General features: G+C 64.2%; 23 protein-coding genes and 1 pseudogene. 12 read left to right on the forward strand and 12 right to left on the reverse strand.

Features of this window, described 5'->3' with window-relative positions:
* Positions 1 to 20: 20 nt before the first annotated feature.
* From MVA01S_RS00960 to MVA01S_RS00970, 3 genes are read right to left on the reverse strand one after another with little or no spacing between them, the layout of a single operon-like run.
* Positions 21 to 773 carry an SDR family NAD(P)-dependent oxidoreductase gene (locus MVA01S_RS00960; RefSeq protein WP_003932516.1) on the reverse strand — a complete coding sequence of 251 codons (753 nt, stop codon included), beginning with the start codon at positions 771 to 773 and terminating at the stop codon, positions 21 to 23.
* Positions 770 to 2,014, reverse strand: a complete 1,245-nt coding sequence (locus MVA01S_RS00965; protein WP_003932515.1) for an MBL fold metallo-hydrolase — start codon at positions 2,012 to 2,014, stop codon at positions 770 to 772. The genes MVA01S_RS00960 and MVA01S_RS00965 overlap by 4 nt, the downstream gene beginning before the upstream one ends.
* Positions 2,011 to 3,264 carry a sulfotransferase family protein gene (locus tag MVA01S_RS00970; protein WP_003932514.1) on the reverse strand — a complete coding sequence of 418 codons (1,254 nt, stop codon included), beginning with the start codon at positions 3,262 to 3,264 and terminating at the stop codon, positions 2,011 to 2,013. Before MVA01S_RS00970 ends, MVA01S_RS00965 begins: the two co-directional genes overlap by 4 nt.
* 58 nt (positions 3,265 to 3,322) lie before the next feature.
* Here MVA01S_RS00970 and MVA01S_RS32330 point away from each other — a divergent pair.
* The 3 genes and pseudogenes from MVA01S_RS32330 to MVA01S_RS31185 all read left to right on the forward strand — a co-directional run.
* Positions 3,323 to 3,520: pseudogene (locus tag MVA01S_RS32330) on the forward strand (helix-turn-helix domain-containing protein); the annotation flags it as partial.
* Positions 3,521 to 3,643: 123 nt separating this feature from the next.
* Positions 3,644 to 4,234 (forward strand): IclR family transcriptional regulator, encoded by a 591-nt coding sequence (locus MVA01S_RS31805; RefSeq protein ID WP_003932513.1) that lies wholly within the window; start codon positions 3,644 to 3,646, stop codon positions 4,232 to 4,234.
* 207 nt (positions 4,235 to 4,441) lie between these two features.
* Positions 4,442 to 4,687 (forward strand): hypothetical protein, encoded by a 246-nt coding sequence (locus MVA01S_RS31185; RefSeq protein ID WP_144033074.1) that lies wholly within the window; start codon positions 4,442 to 4,444, stop codon positions 4,685 to 4,687.
* 149 nt (positions 4,688 to 4,836) lie between these two features.
* On the opposite strand, the gene MVA01S_RS00980 is transcribed toward MVA01S_RS31185, so the two are convergent.
* Complete coding sequence (locus MVA01S_RS00980; protein WP_003932512.1) at positions 4,837 to 6,390, reverse strand: C1 family peptidase; 1,554 nt, start codon at positions 6,388 to 6,390, stop codon at positions 4,837 to 4,839.
* Positions 6,391 to 7,111: 721 nt separating this feature from the next.
* Here MVA01S_RS00980 and MVA01S_RS31810 point away from each other — a divergent pair.
* The 3 genes from MVA01S_RS31810 (at position 7,112) to MVA01S_RS30140 (ending at position 8,779) form a co-directional block, all read left to right on the forward strand.
* The gene (locus MVA01S_RS31810; RefSeq protein WP_255251663.1) at positions 7,112 to 7,237 is read left to right on the forward strand and encodes a hypothetical protein; all 126 of its coding nucleotides are present in this window, start codon (positions 7,112 to 7,114) and stop codon (positions 7,235 to 7,237) included.
* 839 nt (positions 7,238 to 8,076) lie between these two features.
* Complete coding sequence (locus MVA01S_RS00985) at positions 8,077 to 8,490, forward strand: nuclear transport factor 2 family protein (protein WP_003932511.1); 414 nt, start codon at positions 8,077 to 8,079, stop codon at positions 8,488 to 8,490.
* Between the two features lie 97 nt (positions 8,491 to 8,587).
* The gene (locus MVA01S_RS30140; RefSeq protein WP_255251664.1) at positions 8,588 to 8,779 is read left to right on the forward strand and encodes an acyl-CoA dehydrogenase C-terminal domain-containing protein; all 192 of its coding nucleotides are present in this window, start codon (positions 8,588 to 8,590) and stop codon (positions 8,777 to 8,779) included.
* A 185-nt stretch (positions 8,780 to 8,964) separates the two neighbouring features.
* Here the strand turns inward: MVA01S_RS30140 and MVA01S_RS00990 are convergent, their stop codons facing one another.
* The 4 genes from MVA01S_RS00990 to MVA01S_RS01005 form a co-directional block, all read right to left on the reverse strand.
* Entirely contained in the window at positions 8,965 to 9,387 is a 423-nt protein-coding gene (locus MVA01S_RS00990; protein ID WP_003932509.1) for a PIN domain-containing protein, read from the reverse strand.
* A complete protein-coding gene (locus tag MVA01S_RS00995) occupies positions 9,378 to 9,584 on the reverse strand; it encodes a hypothetical protein (RefSeq protein ID WP_003932508.1) in 207 nt (68 codons plus the stop codon). Before MVA01S_RS00995 ends, MVA01S_RS00990 begins: the two co-directional genes overlap by 10 nt.
* Before the next feature lie 208 nt (positions 9,585 to 9,792).
* Complete coding sequence (locus MVA01S_RS01000) at positions 9,793 to 10,215, reverse strand: NUDIX hydrolase (protein WP_040542437.1); 423 nt, start codon at positions 10,213 to 10,215, stop codon at positions 9,793 to 9,795.
* Positions 10,205 to 10,786 (reverse strand): LOG family protein, encoded by a 582-nt coding sequence (locus MVA01S_RS01005; RefSeq protein ID WP_040542435.1) that lies wholly within the window; start codon positions 10,784 to 10,786, stop codon positions 10,205 to 10,207. Before MVA01S_RS01005 ends, MVA01S_RS01000 begins: the two co-directional genes overlap by 11 nt.
* A gap of 596 nt (positions 10,787 to 11,382) precedes the next feature.
* Between MVA01S_RS01005 and MVA01S_RS01010 the strand changes: the two genes are divergently transcribed.
* The 3 genes from MVA01S_RS01010 to MVA01S_RS01020 all read left to right on the forward strand — a co-directional run bounded on the left by MVA01S_RS01010 (position 11,383) and on the right by MVA01S_RS01020 (position 12,687).
* Positions 11,383 to 11,934 (forward strand): YaeQ family protein, encoded by a 552-nt coding sequence (locus MVA01S_RS01010; RefSeq protein ID WP_003932505.1) that lies wholly within the window; start codon positions 11,383 to 11,385, stop codon positions 11,932 to 11,934.
* Between the two features lie 127 nt (positions 11,935 to 12,061).
* Positions 12,062 to 12,301, forward strand: a complete 240-nt coding sequence (locus tag MVA01S_RS01015) for a type II toxin-antitoxin system Phd/YefM family antitoxin (protein WP_003932504.1) — start codon at positions 12,062 to 12,064, stop codon at positions 12,299 to 12,301.
* On the forward strand, positions 12,298 to 12,687 hold the full coding sequence (locus MVA01S_RS01020) for a type II toxin-antitoxin system VapC family toxin (protein WP_003932503.1): 390 nt from the start codon (positions 12,298 to 12,300) through the stop codon (positions 12,685 to 12,687). Before MVA01S_RS01015 ends, MVA01S_RS01020 begins: the two co-directional genes overlap by 4 nt.
* Positions 12,688 to 12,723: 36 nt before the next feature.
* Here MVA01S_RS01020 and MVA01S_RS01025 read toward each other — a convergent pair whose 3' ends face one another.
* A complete protein-coding gene (locus MVA01S_RS01025) occupies positions 12,724 to 13,533 on the reverse strand; it encodes a TetR/AcrR family transcriptional regulator (RefSeq protein WP_081529148.1) in 810 nt (269 codons plus the stop codon).
* Here MVA01S_RS01025 and MVA01S_RS01030 point away from each other — a divergent pair, their 5' ends adjacent.
* The gene (locus tag MVA01S_RS01030; protein ID WP_003932501.1) at positions 13,534 to 15,054 is read left to right on the forward strand and encodes an MFS transporter; all 1,521 of its coding nucleotides are present in this window, start codon (positions 13,534 to 13,536) and stop codon (positions 15,052 to 15,054) included.
* A 63-nt stretch (positions 15,055 to 15,117) separates the two neighbouring features.
* On the opposite strand, the gene MVA01S_RS01035 is transcribed toward MVA01S_RS01030, so the two are convergent.
* The 3 genes from MVA01S_RS01035 to MVA01S_RS01045 all read right to left on the reverse strand — a co-directional run bounded on the left by MVA01S_RS01035 (position 15,118) and on the right by MVA01S_RS01045 (position 16,928).
* Positions 15,118 to 15,810, reverse strand: a complete 693-nt coding sequence (locus MVA01S_RS01035; RefSeq protein ID WP_040542433.1) for a helix-turn-helix transcriptional regulator — start codon at positions 15,808 to 15,810, stop codon at positions 15,118 to 15,120.
* A gap of 21 nt (positions 15,811 to 15,831) precedes the next feature.
* Positions 15,832 to 16,236, reverse strand: coding sequence for a nuclear transport factor 2 family protein (locus MVA01S_RS01040; RefSeq protein WP_040542581.1), 405 nt, complete (start codon positions 16,234 to 16,236; stop codon positions 15,832 to 15,834).
* 92 nt (positions 16,237 to 16,328) lie between these two features.
* Positions 16,329 to 16,928, reverse strand: coding sequence for a TetR/AcrR family transcriptional regulator (locus MVA01S_RS01045; RefSeq protein ID WP_040542431.1), 600 nt, complete (start codon positions 16,926 to 16,928; stop codon positions 16,329 to 16,331).
* 164 nt (positions 16,929 to 17,092) lie between these two features.
* On the opposite strand from MVA01S_RS01045, the gene MVA01S_RS01050 reads away from it, so the two are divergent.
* Positions 17,093 to 18,130 carry an aldo/keto reductase gene (locus tag MVA01S_RS01050; RefSeq protein WP_003932497.1) on the forward strand — a complete coding sequence of 346 codons (1,038 nt, stop codon included), beginning with the start codon at positions 17,093 to 17,095 and terminating at the stop codon, positions 18,128 to 18,130.
* Between the two features lie 123 nt (positions 18,131 to 18,253).
* A complete protein-coding gene (locus tag MVA01S_RS30730) occupies positions 18,254 to 18,400 on the forward strand; it encodes a hypothetical protein (RefSeq protein WP_003932496.1) in 147 nt (48 codons plus the stop codon).
* The last annotated feature ends 423 nt before the right edge of the window (positions 18,401 to 18,823 follow it).

Consider the following 18,823-nt stretch of genomic DNA (forward strand, 5'->3'; position numbering starts at 1 on the left):
GTCTCATCGGGTTGTGCCGGTCACAGCACGCTGTAGGCGCCGTCGACGACAAATGCCGATCCTGTGCAGTACGAAGCACTTTCAGTGCACAAGTACACGATCGGCGACGCGATCTCTTCGGGTCTTGCGAACCGACCGAGGGGAATGTGGTCGACCTGCCCCTGCTTGATTTCCGGCACGTAATCCATCGGCGCCGTCATCCGGGTCGCGACGACTCCCGGTACGACGGTGTTGAGCCGGATGCCGTCGGCCGCCCACTTCACGGCGAGATTGCGGGTCAACGCCAGCACACCTGCCTTCGCGGACCCGTATCCGGGGACCACCGGTACCGACCGGATCGCCGCCATCGACGCGAGCATCACCACGCTGGCTCCCCCGGGCGCCGTCGATCGCTTCAGGGCGTCGTGTAACCGCTCGGTCAACTTGAACGGCGCCAACAGGTTCACCTCCACCGACAGAGTGAAGCCTTCGGGGGTGGACTCGTCGAGCCCACCGGGAAAGTTGGCCCCCGCGTTGTTGATCAGGATGTCCAGCTCGGTAAACGACGCGGCGAGGGCGGCGATGCCGGCGTCATCGGTCAGCGACAGCTGCCGGTAGTCCAGGCCCGAGAGGTCGACGTCGTCGTAGTCGTCGGGCCCCTGCCGGGTGCCGGTGATGGTCACCGTCGCTCCGCTGTCACGCAGCAGCGACGCTGTCGCGTGACCGATCCCGCTGGTTCCGCCCGTCACCAGCGCGGTGGTGCCGGTGAAGTCGAACTGAACACGATTCGTCATGCGAGCTCCTCGATCTTCTTGTGCAGCCATGCCGACTCCCAGAAGTTGGTGCTGCCTCCCAGCAGCCGCTTGTGTGCAGCGACCAGAAGCTGCCGCGCATCCTGGTCGTCCGGGTAGTTGCGGTTGACGATCTCGGCCAAGTGGATGGCCTGAACGGGTTCGTCCGCCTCCAGGAGGGCTGCCGCCCGACCCAGAACAGCTTCTGTCCCGGCAAGTTCCAACAGCGCGTGCTCTGCGGAGTCCGGGCCCTCGGCGTAGAGCTCGGTCGTAGAGCGGTGGTGGAACCAGCCTGCGTAGTTCTCCCAAATCGCTCGCACGTTCCACCGCACCATCCCGTAGCCTTCACCGACCTGCAGCGCGGGCGGCAACACCACCTCACGCATCAGCGTGTGTACATCCTTGCCTGCGTTCATCCCCGCCACAGTCTGGTCGTGGATGGACAGCACGGCGTCACGAAGGCGAGTCAACTCCCAGTGGATCCGTTCCTTGCCGACGATCGGGCCGAAATGGCCGGTGAGAAGCGTCTCCGCTCCCAGCGCCCGCACCCTGTCGATGGACTCGACGACGGTGAGCGCATCGCGGTACCGGTCGCCGCGGATCGTCACCAGGTTCGGGATGTGCCCGAATAGCGCCCCGAACACGTTGCCGCATAGGCAGACACCCTCGTCGGGCAGCCACACGACGAGGCTGTCGGTGGTTTCGCCGCCTGGTGTCGCATAGAGCTGCAGGTGCCGCCCGCCCAGTTCGATGAGGAATTCGTCGTCGAACACGATGGTCGGGGTGGGGGCACTCTGTGGCGGCGGCGTACCGAATCGAGCCGTGGCGTGGTTGATCGTGTCCATCACCTTGTCCACCCAGGCGAAGGCAGAATTCTGCGCGCGGAACGCGGCCAGAATCTCGTTGTCCCGTCGCCACATCTCCCAGTTCGACTGGGCGACAATGTCACTGTCCGGGTCGGCGACAGTGCCGACACCGCCCACGTGATCCACATGCCCCTGGGTGAGGATGACGTACCGGATCGGCGACGAATCGACGGCGTCGTAGTTGGCGCGGTGAACCGGCCCCTCGAAGCCCATCCCCGTGTTCACCACGATCCGGCCCTCGCCGGTCGTCAACAGGAAGGAGTTCGACAGGCCCGGTGACATCCAGATCCCCGGCGCGACCTCTTCGGCGGGCGCCCCGGCGCCGACGATGGCGTCGCCTCCCGGCCGGCTCAGATAAATGGGCTCGAATGTGCTCATACTTCGGCCCGCACATCGAACCGGTCGAAGTAGAAGGCGAACCTCGCCCGTATCTCTTCAGGGGTCCGCCCGAAATCCCGTGCGAGGTCGTAGCGCACCTGGCCGTGCTTGCCCCGGGGGTTGGCGTCGAGGTAGCTCTGGAAAGCCGCACTAGCCTCCGGCGTGAGTTCCGTTCCGTTGCACTCGTACAGCGTCTCCAGGATCGAAATCTCGTTGCCGTTGAGCTGATGGAACGGGATATCGACGCTGCGGTCCGCACCGATCAATTCGCGGTCGCGCACGCAGGCGCGCAGCAACCGTTCGATCCGGTCGATCCAGTACTCCACCAGTCCCTCGGGGTCGATCTCTTTGCGGCGCATCCGGTCCCCGTAGGCCAGCATGGTCACGGCGGACTGGATGACGGCCACGGGGTCTCGGTGGGTGAACGCCACTGTGGCGTCCGGGAAGGTCTGCATCAGCGGTCCGAGTTGCTCGCAGTGTTGCGGCGATTTGAGGACCCACTGGCGTGGACCACGCAGGAAGGTCAGCGCCTGCAGAACAGTCCGCAGGTAGCCGTAATGTTCGCGCTGGTCGAGCCCGAGGTAGAAGTCTCGCCATTGCGGCACCCGGGCGTGCCACTCCAGGACATAGCTCGCGAAGTCGAGGTCGAGGAGCTCGACTTCCTCCTCGATGGCCTGCGGGAATCGGTCGTGCATCGCCTGCACCAGGGGCGTCATCATCTTGGCCGATTCGTGCTCTTCGACGCTGCGCGTGAATCTCGGGTCGACGCCGCCGACGTCGGGACCTTCACCCAGGTACGGAAAGGGTTCCTGGCTTTCCCAGTACGGCAGCGCGCGCCGACGGGTGTCGGCCGCTATGAGATTCACCAGATGCGTTGTACCCGAGCGGGGAAGACCGACGACGATGAACGGACTTTCGATCTCGATGGCGTGGATCTCCGGGTAGCGACGCAAGAGGTCGGCCAGCAGCAACCGCTGTGACAGCAGTCGGATGATCCGGTTACGGATGATCAGCCTGTTCAGGTTCGTGTTGCCCGAATCGGCGTCCACTGCCGCGGCGTATGCCTCCAGCCGGGGACGAAAGTCGCCCGGGCCGAAGTCGTCCATTCCAGTTCGCTCGATCGCCTCGTCGATCAGGGTGGCCGGATCGAGTTCGACCGATACCGCAGCCATGTGTTCGAGGACCTGCCGTTGGATCGGATCGAGCACCGGCGCTGTCAGATCGTCGATGTCCAGAACTGTTTGCGCCATCGCGGGCATCCTCTTCAGAATGGCAGTGTGTCGAATATTCGAGTTATGATTCGACTATATGAACGCGAAGTTAGGCGAGGAAGACCCCGACGGTCAAGACCTTTCGCCCCCGACCCGACGTGTCGTCGCAGTCGTCGAGTTACTGGTCGATCGTGCCGGCACCCCGTTGACATTGGCTGAGATATGCCGTGAGCTGCGGATCAGCCGATCCACCGGGCACGCCATCTTGCACACACTGCGCGTGTGCGAGTGGGTTCTGCGTGACCCACTCAGCGGGAAATACTCACCGGGCCCGGGCCTGCCTACCCCACCGTCGGCCGCGACACCGCTGTCACGCGTTCTCAGAGCGCCTCTGCACAAGCTGTGCACCGAGCTCGGCATGGCGGTCTGCATCTCGGAGGTGAGCGATGGTTCCATCACCGTCATCGACGCGGCGTCTCCCGGAGCCAATCCTCCCCCTGTTCGCGCCGGGGTGCGCCTGCCCTTCGTCGCACCGTTCGGCCGCGAGTTCGTCGCATGGGCACCCACAGCCGCGCACGAGCGCTGGATGGACGCCGCCGGTGCGGCCAATGATGTCTACCGGGCGCGGATGCCAAAGGTGCTGACAGAGGTTCGGGAACGCGGATTCGGTATCGAACGCCTCAGCGACCCCCTGCTGCGCGTGTACACCGCGCTGCTGGCCCTCGACAATGGAAACGGGCCGGATCCGGTCTCGGTTCGTCTGGCCGGTGCCGTCGCCGACCTGACAGTCGTCGACTTTCTACCCGACGAGTTGCCCGAGGTGGATGCCCATCCCCTCGCCACAATCTCGGCACCGATTTTCGATGAGCACGGCACCGCCGTTATGTCGGTCTCCGCGCAGCCGTACCGTCAACTCACGCAGCAGCAGGTACGTGAAATCGGGGCACGGATCATCGACTTCGCCAGCGTGGCTGCGCCTCTCATGAGGCGCTCGGCGCCGTCGGCGTAGCCATCGCGTCGATCGTCAGCAGGGCGCCGTACAGCACGGCGTCGGCGATCGAGCGCTTGCTCACGTTATGTGCCAGCCTCATACGCCGCACCTGACGGGAACCGCGCACGACACGTGGGCATCTCGTCAACGATTATGCAGCAATCGAATATGCAGGGTTACCCGTAAAGCATGCCATGGTCACCTGATGAATCAGGGACGCCTCAAGTGACCGCCACCCGCCGCGTGTTTCGTCCACTTCCTGTCTGTTCGATCTCAATAGATCTGGCGGCTTTCGCATCGAACCTGGGGATCGTGGCGCTCGCCCCAACCTCCATCGAAGTTCGAGAACTCGAGCGCCTGCTGCTGCGGTGCATAGCGTTCGAGTACGAGCAACTGGAGCTGCAGAAATCGATTCACGTACGTATTCTCCGGGTACTGGCCGCGCTTCCCGAGACCGCGGACTATCGGTAGCCGTACAGCCCGTCGACTCGGCCGTGGCGCGTATTTGTGGTCCGACAACGATGTGGGTCTAGTGAGCGCTTCGAACTCGGGTTACCGACGCGCCCTCGGTCTTGGCCCAGCCGCCGAGGCGTGGCGCGGGTAATAGCGCCGCCACAGGATCAGCGCTTCACGCCCTGGACGCCGAACCGGCGCCCACCCCAGTTGAAGGGTCCGCCGCCCCACCGTGTAACACCGGAGAACCGGCCGAGCTCCCACGTGTGGGCCAACAGGGTGAATGGCTGGATGCCGTCGGGAAACATGATCATCAGGCGCAGTTCGTGCGGGGAGACCAGGCTGCCCACCACGTCGAGCGACTCCCCGGCGTCCGGTGTGTACCGGACGCGAAGCGGCGCGACCGACGAGATCTCCAAGCGTCCCCCCCACCCGTCGTGGTTCATGTCCCAGGTGCCGATCCACTGACTGGCATCGAATCCCCGGTTTCCTAGCGTGTGAATAGGGTCCCGACTCATGGTTACCCCGAACGGGATTCCCGACCACCATGTCTGGCCGGCAGCGTTGTCTGGATCCCAGGAGAACACATACGCGCGGAACTCTTGACCGGTCAGTTTGCCCGCGGGCACCCGCTTGGTCGAGTCGGCAACCCAGAAGTGCAACTGCTGGCCGTCATCCTCGACGTATCCGTTGACGGCGTATCCCTTGCCGTCGCGGAAATAGGTCCCCAGTTTGGTCGGCTTGCCCTCTGCCTGGCGGTAATCGGTCGTCCGGCGGATCACCAGGTGGCCCGTCCAGCCGTCGTGGTCGACGTTCCAGCGGCCGATCCACCAGGCATCCTTCTGCACTGAGCTCTCGGGCGGGCACACCGCGGTGATGTAGTGCGCCCCCAGGATCGCCGGAGCACCGAAGGGCACTCGAATGAAGGTGTTCTGACCCCTCGAATCCTTCACGAGCCATTCGCGACTGCCCCGGTCATAACCGACGATGAGATAGCAGTGCCCTGGAATATCGGCGATCACCTCGTGGCCCTGCGACAGCACGGCCTGGATCAGGATGTCCGAGGGGTCGTCGCCCAGCGACCGGAAGCCGGTCACGCGGTACCGGGCCCGATATCGCGATGCCAGCGGGATGTGCCCCTGCGTGTATTCGAAGGCATCGATTTGGCTTTGCGGCGTGGACTCTTCGGAGATCAGTGCGCCCGCACCGGGCGTGTTGAGGCGCAGCGTGTTCATGTCGCTGTGTGACAGATACCGCGCGTGGCGTTCCAACGGGATGGCGCTGCGGGCGAGTTTGGTGACGATGTCCGAGGAGCCCTGGAAGCCCCAGAACGAACTGTTGTTCTCATGCAGCAGTTTCGGGCTGCTGTGGAACCCTGGGATCAGTTCGCCCGCCTTGTTGATGTGGAATGCGAACTGCTCGGACAAGTCGAGGGTGACGTGATGCTGGCGTCGGTAAGCGGCCTCCATGCCCGCGCACGTGGCGAATGCGTAACAGGTGCCCCGGTCCAGCTGATCCTTGAACGGCGTCTGCCAATGAGCCAGCGAGACCACTTCCGGCAGGAAATCGAACAGGCCGGTGAGCGTCTTTGGCGCGGGGAACCGTCGATAGGAGAGTGCATTGAGGCGGCGAACCTCCCCGATGTGCTGTGCCACGAACGCCGGATCGTCATCGATCACCGCCGCCGATAGCACACGCGTCGGCCAGGTGGTGGAGAACACCTCCGAGGGTGCGGATGTTGTCGTCATGACTGAATCCTTGGACGGCGGGAGTGCCGACGCACGAGTAGTCGGATACCTGCATCGGCCCGGGGCATTACTGGGCCGATGAGCTGCGCGACGACCGCGCGGCGTTCAATCGCAAGTGGTTTCAGCCAGCGATACAGGGCGCGTTCTTGGTGATCAACGATGCGATAGAACTCCACCACCGGCGAACCACCATCCAGTCCCCACCGGACTAGAGCAATAGCAAAGTGTGGAGCTTCACTGAGCGCATGGCGGCTAGGCGTAGCGGTCGGGCCTTCTCCCCGTGAGTCGCTGGGGCGGCATCTTCTTAGCCGGTGCACTTGTGCGGCAGGAACTTCCTGACGACGCGAATCGCTGGCCAGTCGAGCGCGGAGGTGGTTGTGGCGCGGCGGTGGTGGTTGCCGGTCGATAACCGCAGTGTGAAGGAAAAAAGGGCATCTTTCAGTTGTTAGCGATAGGCCTAGGGGTCGTCGGTGCGGCGCTACTAATCTCAGGCTTCTTCATCCCAGCATCTTCGAAACCGATTGGAGCACAGGGTTACACGCGGTCGCAAGGTTCCTCTTGAAAAGTTGATGGGCGTTGGGGTAGCCGTAGTCGCACTCACGATGCTGACGCCGGCACACTTGCCGACGCAGACCCACGATTTTTCAGCCCAAATGAAGAGAGGTGGCTCAACCACTTTCGGAAAAATCTGGGCGTGAATATCGTTGACCCCATCGCGGCGGAAGAGACGGGCTATCAGCGATGTACTGCTGCGATGTATTCGCCCGATGTCGATACGGCCCGGACGCGCATGGATGCCATTCTCGCCGACTCCGTCTAGCCTCTCACCAATATTCAGAGACTCGCCATCCAAGGGTCCGCTCTAAATCTGCTCTGCCCTGGCAGCTAGACAATTGGACCGCTAGTCGCGTGTAGCGGGTGCTTCCTGAAATGGCGTCTCACCGAGCAGCACGTTCGTGAAGGACTGCCGATGAACGAAGCTGAAATACCGGCCCCAGCCTACCGCGCGCTTGGCCGGCCACGATGGCGGCGTTTGCCAACTGCCTTCCGCAATAATATTGCGGCACAACGATTTGCGAATCCAGAATGCATCCGACTAGCGCACCGCCGCAGCCATCGCCGCGCCGATGGCAACGAGCATATCGTTGTTGGCCTGGTTCGGACTGGGGACTGGGACTCCCCCAGCCCGCACTACACACTCATCTGCAGGAGGATCCGACGAGGCTGGTGCAGTCCTGCTGATCTGGCCGCGCTTAACTCCTCAGCAGTGCGTGGCCCGCGCCCTGCGGGCCTGACGGCGTAGAAATATCGGGCGTCCTGAACAAACTCCGCAGACACGTCGACCAATAGATGCCCGAGCCCGACCACAAATCCTCCGATTCGATCAACCGGTACTTCCCGAGAAAATCAGCGAACTGCGGACTACGCCCCTCGCTACGCCGCGGACACCCTACTGAGGTTGATCGCGACAAGCATCCGGGCTCTCCCCGGCTCGACCGACCACATGTACCCCACGCGCGTGGGTCCGGGAATGCGGCGGAATCGAATATGGCGGGTTACCAGTAAGTGACTGTGTACTGCGCTGCCGCCCAATGCGCCCAACGACAGATGACCTGCGACGTAATGGCTCGACTCGCCGACGAATGCCACACTCGTACGGTGGATACCCGTGAGGTCGTCGCCGAACTGCTTCGCCGCATCGCCGCCGGCGACCCGGCAAGGATAGCCGAGCTATATGCCGAGTCGATCTCGTGGAAGCTGAACTGGCCGGCCGGAGACTACGCCGCTGTCGTCCCGTGGATCCAGCAGCGATCCGACCGTGCCGGTGTCAACGAGCACTTCAAGCTCATCATCGAGCATCACATCACGAATCAGAGTTCTGCGGAGGTGTTTTCTGTGCTGGTCGACGGCGCAGACGCAATCGTGCTCGGCGAGCTCCACAACACCGCCAAACCGACTGGGCGAAGCTACGACGCCGCTTTCGCATTGCACCTCACTGTGGAGCACGGGCTGATCACCCGCCACCACATCTACGAGGACAGCCTTTCGGTGTTACAAGCTTTCGTGGTGTGAGAGCCTCGCTGAATTTGTGGATGCCACAAGCGGCTGACCAGCCCCACTGGTTTCCGGCACTGTTGGGACTGCCGCGCCGCTCCCCGGCTGGCTGCTGCTGCGGCAGGCTCAGGTAGCCAATGACGCTCTGTTGCACGTGCTTTCGGATCAGGACCAGCAGTTCTACGAGGGCAAGATAACCGCAGCGCGGTTCTTCGCTCGCACGGCATTGCCTCAGATAGCGGCGGCTCGCGTGACTGTTGCGGGTGCCGACTTCGGGGTGATGGATCTGCCCGAAGACGCGTTCTGAGCGATCAGCGGATCGAAAACGCCGTCGGAGACGCCCGCCACCCGCGACAAGATCGCATACCTACGGAAGTGTTGCGCGACCTCTGCAGGCACTCGCCGGAAGATGTGCAGGAATCGAATATGCAGCGTTACCAGTAAATCACTGCATATTACGTTGCCGACCAATGGTTTTGATACGTCGCACCGTTAGATGGTCCCCCGTTCCAGAACCCATTGATGCCGGAATGGTAGTACCTCTGCGGCAATCTCAAAGTCGGCGTCATAGTGAATCAGCGTCACATCATGGGCCCCTGCGATGGTGGCGATCAGGAGGTCGGCCATGCCGACGGCGCGGTGGCGACCAGTGCTGGCGAGCTGCCGTTGCGCGCCGAGTGCCATCTGCCAGTGCTCGTCATCGGTTGGCAGGTACTCATAGGCCAGACGGCGGTCTGACCGGAGTTGTTCATAGTCTTTAGGGCTGCGGGCGCTGTAGAGCGCCTCGGCGTCGAGCTGAGCGGTGGTTGCGACCAATCCGGCCTCAATGAGCGGGGCCAGCCTGGAGGCAACCTCGGGGTGCTTCATCCGTGCTGCCGCGCTGGTATCGACGAGGTGCCGAGCGATCAGCGCCACACGTCACCACGTTGATCGGGGTCCGCCATCTCCCCTAGGCCGCCGGCTTGCAGCCAAGCGATCTGGCGTGCACGAGCAGACGAGGCTGCTGCCTGCTGCAATGCGATGCGCACGGTGTCCGATACGCCGGACGTTTTGAGCTCCTTCTGCGCGGCGGCCAGCAGGTCATCGTCGAGATCGATCAGTCGCTTTGTCATCCGACAAGCCTCCCAGTGTATATACCAAGTTGAGGATCAGTATATACAAAGTTCGGGGTCGCGCCAGCGCTCGTAGACCTAGATCGGATATGCAGTAAATGAATATGCAGCGTTACCAGTAAAGTACGTCCTATTGCCCTGCACACCAATGGTTTTGTTCTGCGCTGTCCCGGCGACATTGAGACTGGACTCAGATGCTGGCCCTAGTTCAATTCAACAACGTGCGACGCCGAAGAGCCGATGCGGCCTGCCGCGTCGCCTCGGTCAGCGGCTCGGGCAGATTATCGAGATCGAACCACCGCATCGCCGACAACGCCTGCGGTTCGAGAACGGAGGGTGTGCCGTCATAGCGTTCGATGAGATAGACCGGAGCCACCCAGTGTTGGCCGGCCTGACGATCGATCTGGTCGACGACACATAGGAGCAGGCTCGGTTCGATGGAGATGCCGAGTTCTTCGCGGATCTCGCGCGTCACCGCGGCCGCCACGGGCTCAAACGGGTCGACCTTGCCTCCCGGGAGGCCCCAGCAACCCGCCTCCGGATTGCGCCTGCGGCGGACAAGCAGCAGGTTACCGTCCTGGACGATCGCTGCACCACATCCGACGCGTGGGCCAGAGCCATCAGCGTTCATCGCGCCTGATCCACTTCGTCTCCGTTGAGAGTTGATAGGTGAGTAGTCCATTCAGCAAGTCAGTGGGTGAATCCGAAGAGAGAAGCATCTGTCGATGGACGGGCTTCAAGAAACTCTCGTCGACAACATGGTCGAGGAAGGCCAGCAATCCGTCGTAGAAGTTGAGGGTGTTGAGCAACCCGCACGGTTTTGCATGGGCGCCAAGCTGAGTCCACGTCCACACTTCGAAAATCTCTTCGAGAGTGCCGATTCCTCCAGGCAGGGCAATGAAGGCATCGGACAGCTCAGCCATCAACGCCTTGCGCTCATGCATGGAATCGACGATCCGCAAATCCTGCAGGCCGGTATGCGCGACTTCGTGTTCAACAAGGGCCCGCGGGATCACCCCGATAACCTCGCCGCCAGCGGCCAAAGCCGAATCTGCAACTGCTCCCATGAGTCCGACGGCGGCTCCCCCGTAAACCAGACCGATCTGGCGCTCAGCCAGTAGTGCGCCCAGTTCCATTGCCGATGTGCGATATTGGTCATGGCGACCCAAATTCGAGCCGGAGAAAACGCAGATCCGATTCATCCATCAATCCTTACATGAGCTTCTCGGCCAAAGTTTCTTGGGGATGCTGAGCGGGACCTGACCGCCTCCGATTTCGCGGCGTTGCCGGCGCAATATCGGCTCACCTACGCCTTGGCCATGGCCCACCCACGCTCTGCCGGAAGCCCATCTCGACAACGCCGCGCCGAGGCTGCAGACACTGACCACCCAAGCGTGCCTGGCAGCCCAACGCTGACGGCCGCGTTGGAACGCGGTTAATCTCCGGCCGCGCAGATGGTGTGAGATACATAGGTTCGAGTGAGCCTGTCGCAGAAGCATTCTGCCTGCATCTGCAGCTTGAGTATCAGCGACCGGAGTGATTCCGTGCCCCGGTGCCGGGATGTCAGCGGGCTACGGCTACCCACCCTCCTCGCCACAGTGGCTTGACCCCACCCCGAATCTGCCCCGTCCTTCGCGCTTTCGACTTCTCGGAGTGCTGTACGCGCCTACGGCCCGTATCGCTGCGATCGACCACGAGTGCACCGACCCTGCCGAACTTGCCCACAGGATCTGCAGTCACAGGTGCTACGAGAGCGGCCCGACTAATCGGTGAGCTTCGCCAGGGTGGACACTATGACGTGGCCCTTTCTGCAACAGTGTTCAAATTCGAACTTGGCGTCTCCGATGTCGATCACGGTTACTACGCCGATCACGCGCTGACCGTGGCCCGTCATCCCAGTGAGACCGATGAGCGGATGGTGGTGCGCTTGTTGGCGTTTGGATTGCGCGCACACCGGCTCAGCGAAGTCGACGGTGAGTTGGCGTTCGGCGCGGGCCTGTCCACCCCTGGCGTGCCGGACTTGCGGCTCTCGGACTACACGGAGCGGACCCTGGAGTGGATTGTCGTCGGTCAGCCCGATGAACGGGTCTTGGGCAAGGCGGCCAGCAAGGCCGACCAGGTGCTGCTGTTCCCATTCGCCGCCGGCGTGGCCACCTGGTGGCGCACCGTGGGACCCAAAGTGGCGGGTCTGCCGAATCTGTCCGTCGTGCAGATTCCGCACGCGCCGGTGCAACAACTGGCCCAGAGCGTCGATCGCCGGGTCTCGGCGCAGGTCATGGTGATGGAAGGTCAGGTAACGATGACCGTGGGCGGTATCGACGCCACCTTTACGCCCGAGCCATTGAAGTAGACCTCGGAGCCCGAGGTGCTGCGCCCCGGGACTCTCGTTGGCTGGGACCTACTGCACGCCGCAGGCAACGCCCAGGATCACGCTAGGTGCGCTAGCGCGACTAGCGTGATCCTGGTAGCGTCGATTTGTGGACACGACGGTGACGAGTACGGAGGCCAAGAACCGGCTCAATGCCCTTCTTGCCGAAGTGGAACGCACGGGCAAGTCCGTGACGATCACGAATCACGGCCGCCCCGTCGCCAAATTGGTGCCCGTCGAACTGATGCCGCGAAAGTTCGGGCAGCTGCCAAACCTTCTGGTGCCCAAGGACTTCGACGAGCCCCTGCCAGATTCGGAACTGGCGCGCTGGGAAAGCGCCGAAACGTGAACGTGCTGCTGGACACGCACACACTTCTATGGCTGGCGAGTACGCCGTCGGAGCTGGACGCCTCCGCGCTGGCCATCATCGCCGATCCGAACACCAACGTGTGCGTGACCGCGGCCTCGGCCTGGGAAATCTCGATCAAGACTCGGTTGGGCCGCCTTGACGGTGAGGCACTCCTGTCGGCCTGGGCCGACATCATTGCTGATATGACCACAACCGAATTGCCCATCGAGTCTCCCGATGCGATCCTGGCCGGCCGACTCCCCTGGGAGCACAAGGATCCCTTCGATCGCGTGATCGTCGCCCAGGCTCTACGGCGAAATCTCACCATCGCGACCCGCGACGCGAGGATCCTCGATGCCGCCCTGGCCCCAACCTTGCGAACCTGAGTCATTCGCCTATTGGCAGTGTGCGCCGTCCGGTGCTCAGTGTCCCTTGCGCATGCTGATCGCCAACTCTTCCAGTTCGTGTTCGGTCGGGGCGCGTAGTGGCAGTGGCCGCGAACCCTCCGGGCTCGGCGCCATCGCGTCGAACACCAATTCCAGATAGCGCCGCCACAGTTGGGGCTGGCTCGGGGTGTGCATGGTGCTGACCACCATCATGAGCGCGCCGATGTCCAATGGCTCCACGTCGGCGCGAACGGCACCCTCCCGCTTGGCGCGATCCAGCAGGCTCGCCACCGCGGGCTCAATCCGACGGCGCACCCGTACCAAGCGCTCATCGCGAAATGAACTGCCGGCCACCAGCTCCTGCAGTCCGCGATCCTCGACCTGCATCTCCACCGCCCGCTCCAGGAACCATCGCAGACCGCTTAGACCGTCGGGCTTTTCCAGGGCGGCGTCCGCCACGTCGACCAGCACATCGACGCGCGACTCGAACAACGCGATGACGAGTTCGGCGCGTTCAGGAAACCGGCGGTACACGGTGCCCACCCCGACCCCGGCGCGCCGCGCGATCTCCTCGTAGCCGACGTCCAATCCCACCTCGGCGAACGCCTCGGCCGCGGCGTCGAGAACGCGCTGCCGGTTACGCGCGGCGTCACGTCGCAGCGTCTTGCCGTCGGAGTCGGCGGTCGATCCGGGGCGCGGCACGCCGCCAGGATACGAGACGTCGTCGAGCTGTCGGTGCCCGCGCGCTGTGCTGAACGCCACGTCGCTACCCCACTCTTCGAAATGGAAACACTCTTCCGGATAGCCTACATTGAAACGGAACAAACTTTCCGCTTTGGAGGCCAAGTGACCACTCTGAGCTCAACGCGCCCGGCAGAACCGCGCGCCGGCGGTCGGCACCGCGCACCCGACTCTGGCGCGAAGCGCACCATCGGCGGTTCGAAGTGGTTGATCCTGGGCGTCATTGCGCTGGCTCAATTGGTCGTGGTGCTCGACGCCACCATCGTCAACATCGCCCTGCCGTCGGCCCAGCTGGACCTGGGCTTCTCCGACGACGCCCGGCAGTGGCTGATCACGGGATACGCCCTGGCCTTCGGGTCTCTGTTGCTGGTCGGTGGCCGCCTCGGCGACCTGGTGGGACGGAAGCCGATGTTCCTCATCGGGTTGATCGGTTTCGCGTCTGCGTCGGTGCTCGGTGGCGTGGCGGGCAGCGTCGAAGTGCTGATTGCCGCCCGTGCGCTGCAGGGTGTCTTCGGCGCCATGCTTGCCCCGGCCGCTCTTTCGCTGCTCACCGTCACGTTTACCGAAAAAGACGAGCGGGCAAAGGCATTCGGTGTCTTCGGCGCCATCTCCGGTGGTGGCGGCGCGATCGGCCTGATTCTCGGCGGCGCTCTGACCGAGTACCTGTCCTGGCGCTGGTGCCTCTATGTCAATGCGCCGTTGGCCCTGATCGCCGTCATCGGCACCATCGTCCTGGTCCCGGCACTGGGCCGCTCGGAGGCCCGGGCCCGCCTCGACCTGCCCGGTTCGCTGGTCATCGTCGGCGGTCTGGTTGCGCTGGTGTACGGCCTGGGCAACGCCGAAGCAGAGGGGTGGACCAGCGCCGTGACGCTGGGCTGCATCGGCCTGGGCATCTCGCTCATCGGCATCTTTCTGCTCATCGAACGCGACGTCGCCAATCCCCTGCTGCCGCTGCGCATCCTGGCCGACCGCACCCGAGGTGGCGCCTACGCGGCACTGCTGGTCTGCGGCGCAGGAATGTTCGCCGTCCTGCTGTTCCTGACCTTCTACCTGTCGACGGTCAAGCAGTTCACACCGCTGCAGACCGGGTTCGCGTTCCTGCCGATGATCGCGGCGCTGGCCGTGTCGGCTACCGCGCTGGCGAAGGTCACCGCCGCGGTGGGACCCAAGCTCTCGGTGTTCACGGGCATGTTGCTGGCAGCCGTCGGCCTGCTCCTGTTCACGCGGTTGGGGTTCGACAGCTCGTACGTGACGCATGTGGTGCCGGGTCTGGTGATCACGGGCCTGGGCCTGGGTCTGGTGATGGCGCCCGCGATGGCGGCGGCCACATCCGGGGTGCAGGCCGAGGATGCCGGTGTCGCCTCCGCGGCGGTGAGCACGTTCCAACAGATCGGCGGGTCGATCGGCACGGCTGTGCTGAGCGCGCTGGCCGCGGCCGCAGCGTCGGACTACCTGCAGGGCCGGGTACCCGACCCAGCGACCCAGGCGATGGCCGCGATGGAGAGCTACACCACCACGTTCTTCGGGGGTGCGGTGATCTTCGCCGCCGGCGCGCTGGTCTGCGGTCTGCTGTTTCCGTCCGGTCCCATCGAGTCCGATCCCGCGGTCACTACCGTGCCGGCGTAATCCTCTGTCGCCAAACGTTTCTCGCCTAAGGAGCGATCCGGGTTCGCTAGCCGGATCGGGGCGTCACCCGAGCCTTCGCGTGCTCCACCGCGACAGATCCTCATCCAGCACTGAAGGATCGCGTTCGGGAAACACCTCGTCAGTGATCTCCAGATGTCGGATGCGGTCAAGCTGGAACCCGCGGATGCCCTCGCGCAGTCGACACCATCCGACGAACAACCACGCAGCACCTCCGCGCAGCAGACCCAGCGCCTCCACGTCCCGGGTGGTGTCGGTCTTGCCATCCTTGGCGGTATAGCTCAACCGTACGACCCTTCGCGCGGCGATCGCCTCCGGAATCAGCGTGACCGCCGCCTCGGACGACGGCTGAGCATCGATGACGAACATCGACGCCAACGCCCCGTCGATCGGCGCGAGCTGATCCTCGCGGCTGACCGCGAGAACCTTCGCCCTTGCCCGACGCGCCGCCGCACCATAGGGCGAGGTCTCCACCAAACCAAGCCCCGCGAGCACCGCCAACGACTCCGCAACGGTGAGATTCAGCGGCGGCAACGAGTGTTCGCGCAGGATCGAATACCCGCCCGACACCCCGTGGTCGGCATAGATCGGCACGCCCGCGAGCTGCAGGGACTGGATATCACGCTCGATGGTGCGCTTGGACACCTCGAACTCCTCCGAGAGCCGAGCGGCCGACCATGGCCGGCGTGATCCCCTCAGCAGATCCACCAGCGCGTACAACCGCTCGGCTCTCCTCATGAAGGTGAGTCTCCCCCGGTCTCAGGTCAGGTGCGCGCGCGTCCCGTTCACCGACCACACCTCGCGAATCAGCCCATCGTCGGTGAAGTCGAAGACGTCGATCCCGCCCGCTGCAACATCCCTGGCCTGCATGTTCCACAGCATCCGGCCGTGCGCGCCGTCTACTGCCCGTGCGGCCTCGGTGAACACCACACCGGGATGCCGCCGGCGCCACTTATCCAGGAACTGCGCGAAACCGTCCCCACCCAGAACGTCGTCGCCCGGGTTGGACCCGTCCTCCTCGGGGATCAGGAAGTGAATCCGGAAATCCTCACTGCAGATCCGTCGCGCGATCTCACTGTCGGCGTTCCACATCTGCAACCACACCGCCAATGCCGCATCCGCAGCAGCCGTGTCTGTTTGCACCGTGTTCGTGTTCTCAGTCATGGTGCCAGCGTCGGACACCGCTGCGACAACGGTATGTCGGTGTTCTGTCCACCACCAAGACTGGCCGTACCGGGCAGTCATTCCGACTCGGGTCAGGCGCCGTAGCGCAGCCCGTCGAGCAGGACTGCGACCATTTTCTGGCGGTCGTCGGCAGGCTCGCCCGCGGCGGGCAAGCACAGCTTCGCGACGGCGTACATGAGTTGGCGTGGGCCGACGTCCGGTCGGATCTGGCCGTCGGCTGTCGCGGCGTCGAGCAGCGCTCGCAGGGTGGGTTCGAGCGTGTCGAGGATGTGGTTTCGCAGGGTGTCGAACGAAGTGCTTCCCGAGGCGAGGGCCGAGGCCAAGCCGTCCTTGGTGGCCAGGAACGCGGTGTACCGCAGCAGCCACTTCTGCAGTGCGAGACCGGGCTCGTGCTCGGCGCTCAAGGCTGGGCCGGCTTGGGCGCAGTCGTCGATCTCGCTGTCGAGGACGGCCTTGGCCAGATCGGCGCGCTGCGGGAAATGCCGGTAGAGCGTTCCGACTCCGACTCCGGCCCGGTCGGCGATGTCCTTCGCCGGCGCGTCGACGCCCGCCGCTGCGAAGACGACCTTCGCGGCGGCGAGTAGCGCCGACCTGTTGCGCTGCGCATCAACGCGCGGACGCCGCGACGCCGGTGCGGCCGCGTCGGCCGCACCCATCCGGGCCTCAGGCATGCCGCACTCCCCTTTCCTGCGTCACGACGAACTTTGACCGTTGTAATCCGGAAACGCTTTCCGTATCGTCGGATAAACGGAAAGGCATTCCGTTTTGATGGTACGGCACCGCGCGCTCCCCGAGTGGTACCAGCCGGCGAGAGCGCCGAGACGAGGACAGACGAATGAAGTACCGACCCCTGGGACGCACGGGCATGCACGTCAGCCCCTACGCACTCGGCACGATGCTGCTCGGCGCAGCGATCGGCAATCCCGACCATGACGACTCGATCCGCCTCATCCACACCGCGCTCGACGCCGGCATCAACTTCATCGACACCGCTGACGCGTACTCGATCCCGCCGCACGGCGCGTCGGAGGTGGTCGTCGGTAAGGCCCTCAAGGGTCGTCGAGACGACGTCGTCCTCGCCACCAAGTTCGGCCGCCCGATGAGCGAGGCCGCCAACCACGCCGGCGCCTCGCGGCGCTGGATCATGACCGCGGTCGAGGACTCGCTACGCCGATTGCAGACCGACCACATCGACCTGTACCAGGTGCACCGCCTCGATCCCGACACCGACGTCGAGGAGACACTGTCCGCGCTGTCAGACCTGATCCACAGCGGCAAGGTCCGCGCGATCGGGACCTCGACCTCACCGGCTTCCGACATCATCGACGCCCAATGGGTCGCCGAGCGTCGCGGACTGGCCAGGTTTCGCACCGAGCAGCCGCCGTACTCGATCCTCAATCGCGGCATCGAAGCCGAGATCCTGCCGCTGGCAAAGCGATTCGGCATGGGCGTGCTGGTGTGGGGCCCGCTGGGCCAGGGCATGCTGACCGGGCGCGTGCGCAGAGGACAGGAGACCGACGTGCGTCGGGCGAGCTTCCTCAACGTGTTCAATGACGAGCGGCGTCTCGACGCCGTCGAACAGCTCATCACCCTCGCTGAGGAAGCCGCGCTGCCGCTGACCCACCTGGCGATGGCCTTCGCGATCACCCATCCCGGCGTCACCAGCGCACTGCTCGGCCCTCGCACGACGGAGCAGCTCGCGGACCTGTTGGCCGGGGTCGACGTCGTCCTGTCCGACGACGTCCTGGACCGGATCGACGAGATCGTTCCCCCCGGCACGGACGTCGGCACTCTCGACCAGGCGTTCGTTCCGGCCGCCCTGCGCAGTGTGGACTTGCGCCGCCGACCCAGCGAGTCACGCTCCGCGGCGTGAGCTGACCGCGACCGCCCCGGACCGCAGCCGCCGGACGTCGATCCGAAATCCGTGGGCGATCGCTCTCATGGCGAAGGGGCGCGTATCGACCCATCCGGCCTGTCGAAGGCGGACACTGGGGCTATGTCCACTGCATTCTGGATCATCGCGGCGGTGATGGCCATTGGCACCGTCGCGGGCGGCTTGGTGCGGATGAGGACGTGGTTACAGCGGCCGGTCTCGCCCGAGGTGATCGAGGCCGCACACCGCGACGACGAGGATGCAGAATAGGGGCGACGTGCAGGGAAATTGTCGGGTTTGGTATCGCCGGACAATCCTGCGCCGGTGCGCGTGGGTCACGAGTCGCCCTCCCCGGCTCAGACGAAGCGATTGCGCACGAATCGAATATTCCTCTTCCTCAACAGAATTCGTCGTGGTCGTCCACGCGGGAAGTGCCCCGTCGAGTGATGGCTCGCTCCAGTATCGGATGTTGGTGAACCGCTTCGCCGCCCACCGTTGCGACGGACGCTGCAGCTCGAAAGGGAAAATGGTGCCGCCGGTAGCGATTCAGCCGGGCATCTCTCATGGCAAGTTAGGTACTCCAGACGCCGAGGAGATCCCCGTACTGCAGGTAGCGTCAGGGCCCCTTTTCAGGTAGCCGAATGGCGGAGCCCCTGCGCGAAGAAATAGGCCGCCACTCTGTAACGGCGGCAA

The organism is Mycolicibacterium vaccae NBRC 14118 = CIP 105934, from assembly GCF_001552715.1.
In the GTDB taxonomy this organism is placed as follows: Bacteria; Actinomycetota; Actinomycetes; order Mycobacteriales; family Mycobacteriaceae; genus Mycobacterium; species Mycobacterium vaccae.

What these genes read in the sequence shown, in the direction of transcription:
- MVA01S_RS00960 (WP_003932516.1), bottom strand. Translation starts at nt 773, where the DNA reads ATGACGAATCGTGTTCAGTTCGACTTCACCGGCACCACCGCGCTGGTG.
- MVA01S_RS00965 (WP_003932515.1), bottom strand. Translation starts at nt 2,014, where the DNA reads ATGAGCACATTCGAGCCCATTTATCTGAGCCGGCCGGGAGGCGACGCC.
- MVA01S_RS00970 (WP_003932514.1), bottom strand. Translation starts at nt 3,264, where the DNA reads ATGGCGCAAACAGTTCTGGACATCGACGATCTGACAGCGCCGGTGCTC.
- MVA01S_RS31805 (WP_003932513.1), top strand. Translation starts at nt 3,644, where the DNA reads ATGGCGGTCTGCATCTCGGAGGTGAGCGATGGTTCCATCACCGTCATC.
- MVA01S_RS00995 (WP_003932508.1), bottom strand. Translation starts at nt 9,584, where the DNA reads ATGACAAAGCGACTGATCGATCTCGACGATGACCTGCTGGCCGCCGCG.
- MVA01S_RS01000 (WP_040542437.1), bottom strand. Translation starts at nt 10,215, where the DNA reads ATGAACGCTGATGGCTCTGGCCCACGCGTCGGATGTGGTGCAGCGATC.
- MVA01S_RS01005 (WP_040542435.1), bottom strand. Translation starts at nt 10,786, where the DNA reads ATGAATCGGATCTGCGTTTTCTCCGGCTCGAATTTGGGTCGCCATGAC.
- MVA01S_RS01035 (WP_040542433.1), bottom strand. Translation starts at nt 15,810, where the DNA reads ATGAGGAGAGCCGAGCGGTTGTACGCGCTGGTGGATCTGCTGAGGGGA.
- MVA01S_RS01040 (WP_040542581.1), bottom strand. Translation starts at nt 16,236, where the DNA reads ATGACTGAGAACACGAACACGGTGCAAACAGACACGGCTGCTGCGGAT.
- MVA01S_RS01045 (WP_040542431.1), bottom strand. Translation starts at nt 16,928, where the DNA reads ATGCCTGAGGCCCGGATGGGTGCGGCCGACGCGGCCGCACCGGCGTCG.
- MVA01S_RS01050 (WP_003932497.1), top strand. Translation starts at nt 17,093, where the DNA reads ATGAAGTACCGACCCCTGGGACGCACGGGCATGCACGTCAGCCCCTAC.
- MVA01S_RS30730 (WP_003932496.1), top strand. Translation starts at nt 18,254, where the DNA reads ATGTCCACTGCATTCTGGATCATCGCGGCGGTGATGGCCATTGGCACC.